This window comes from Brevundimonas sediminis, from assembly GCF_048799765.1.
Lineage (GTDB): Bacteria > Pseudomonadota > Alphaproteobacteria > Caulobacterales > Caulobacteraceae > Brevundimonas.
In genome coordinates this window covers 7,584-10,006 of sequence record NZ_JBLYQK010000053.1, presented here as the reverse complement: position 1 = coordinate 10,006, position 2,423 = coordinate 7,584, and the positions used below count along the sequence as shown (strand labels likewise).

The following is a 2,423-nucleotide window of genomic DNA, read 5'->3' as shown; positions in this document are numbered from 1 at the left end:
GCTCCCCCGGTTAGAACCAAACTGACTGAGCGTGTTCCAGGCACTGGCAATACTGCTGCTGAACCCATGCAGGGCACTTTCTGCTCTGTTCGACGCCTCCCGGGCCATTTCCTGTTGTGCCGCTGCAATCTGACGCGTTGCATTGATACCGACCGGTAACCGGGACATCGCCCCGCTCGCATCCATCACCATATTACCGTCACGGGTCTGTGTGGCAGTTGCGCCACTGCCGGTCTGGTACATCATCTGACCAAACGACGTGGTGCTGTTGGTGCTCCAGCTGAAGCCGTTCACGTTTTCCGTCTGCATGTTGCCGTAGGAGTAATTACCGTCAACCACACTACCTGCCGCACTGGCAGTCGGGCTGATAGCAGAGGAAGCGAAATGGCTGTACACGCTGGAAAAACCTGCGCCAAGGCCTTTTACCATCATCCATGACAACGGGGGTATCATGACAGATATATATCCGGCAGTGGACGCCAGGTCGGAGTATTTCAGCTGTATCTGAGAGAGTTCAGAGAGCACGACCGGTGCACCATTCTGCTTTGCATAGAATGTCATGGCACTGTTCAGAATGGCATACAGCAACGGCCAGGTCTGGAACCACATCAGAGCAAACACATAGCCTCTCAGAACAGACAGCGTCAGTCTGTTGAAGACAGCCGCCAGTACCAGGAGCGGGAAGATACCAATGGTAATGCCCACCAGAATGGTCTGCACCATCGGCAGGTTTCGCATCAGCACATGACCAATGGAGACATGTGCCAGACGCTGTTTCTCCATCGACGAAGTCGTGGCCAGACTGACCAGGCTGGCGGTATCACCGTTACGGGCTGCATTACTGGTGATACCCTCTTTCAGGGCATTCATGGTGACGTTCTGGCGCATAATATGACTGGCAGACTGGCTGGAGCCGTAGAAATAACTGTAACTGTCACTCACCAGTTGCCTGAATAACAGGTCCGGGTCCGGTCTGCCGCCAAATATCTGCTGCACATAATAATGCCAGGTCTTGCCTCCCGTCTTTGTATCGAGATTCAGCCTGTCTTTCAGCGTGACCGACGCATCTTTACAGGTTATGAAATTATTATTGCTGTCATAAACGCCCCGTAGCGGGCTGGGCCGGGAAAAAATCAGCGTGTAGGGGTCAGCGGAGGCCATCAGGTCTTCCAGCGTGTATTTGTGGTTCAGGTAAATATCCCCCAGCACGCAGTTCTGGACGTAGTCCTGAAACAGATTGATGATTTCCGGATTCCGGGACAGAAAATCGGTGCTTTTCACAATCAGGTTCGCCCCGAACAGCATGCCTGTCTTGCTGTAGGTGGCGCTGTCAGGCTGGGTGAATATCATCTCGTAACTGGCCACCATTGCATGCCCGATACGGGTCGTCAGTGAAAGTGGCATCGCCAGTCCGACAGGCACATTATCCACCCGGTGAACCTGGACCAGGTCACTGTTATCAATAATCTGCACCGATGTACGGACATTAACCAGCAGGCTGATAAGCACAAACACGGCCACCCAGCCCAGCAAATCCATCACGTTGTGCCGCTGTACCCACATTACGGCCACCGCGAGAACAGACAATGTGAGCGCAATTTTTTCAATGGAATCCCACGTCCGGGTCCCCATAAAGGCGGCAATGGCGTTCAGGTTATTCCGCAACCACTCACCACCGGCAATCACATAAACTTCATTCACAGCGTGCTCCCTCCGAAGTGATAGTTGTTCTGGTAACGACTGAGCATGCGGGCGGAAAGCTGCTGACGCATGTAGCTCATCTGACGATCGACAACCAGCAGCGCATCCTGCTGTACCTGCACCTGTGACTGAAACGCCGCAATCTGCCGGGTGGCATCATTCATGTTGTCGTTAATATGTTCGATAACTGCTTCGTCATAATTTCCTGTGGCCACCATCGCCCGGGCCTGCTGTATCAGCTCCTGAATGTACTGCAGCAGGATGTCGTAACCGATATAGTCCGTCAGCTGGTAAATCATACTGTTGGAAACACCGAGCATCTGCGGGTCAACCAGGTATTTGAAGACGGGGATGGTGGTACTGGAAATAAAGCCTTTTTCCTTGTCATCCAGAGGCGTATCACTGACCGCCTTATTCTGAATGCTGGCCAGAAGTTTAGTAATCTGAGACTTCAGTGCATTATCCCGGCTGATGGTCACCGGTGTGTCTGCCACCACTTTCAGGCATTTATCAGAATCGTTGCAGTGATAAATTTTTGCTGTGCCGCCTTCCATCATGGCCCGGATAATTGAGCGGTCAGTGGTTCTGGCTGACAAGGGTGTGATTTCGCCGTTAGGACCAAACACCAGTGAGCCGGTCAGCGTCATCACAAACTCTTTCAGCTCTTTGTTGCCGTCAAACATTCTGTTTTTGGAAAGCGCATTCCACATGATGTTGATGTT

At 52.4% G+C, this 2,423-nt stretch carries 2 protein-coding genes; both read right to left on the bottom strand.

The features are described 5' to 3' along the window. Positions 1 to 1,701: conjugal transfer mating-pair stabilization protein TraG (gene traG / locus ACLQ7T_RS15755; RefSeq protein ID WP_420480240.1), on the bottom strand; the 1,701-nt coding region annotated here is incomplete at its 3' end. Further along, positions 1,698 to 2,423, bottom strand: a 726-nt coding sequence (locus ACLQ7T_RS15750) for a conjugal transfer protein TraH (RefSeq protein WP_171467115.1), incomplete at its 5' end; no start/stop codon positions are given. The genes traG and ACLQ7T_RS15750, both read right to left, overlap by 4 nt.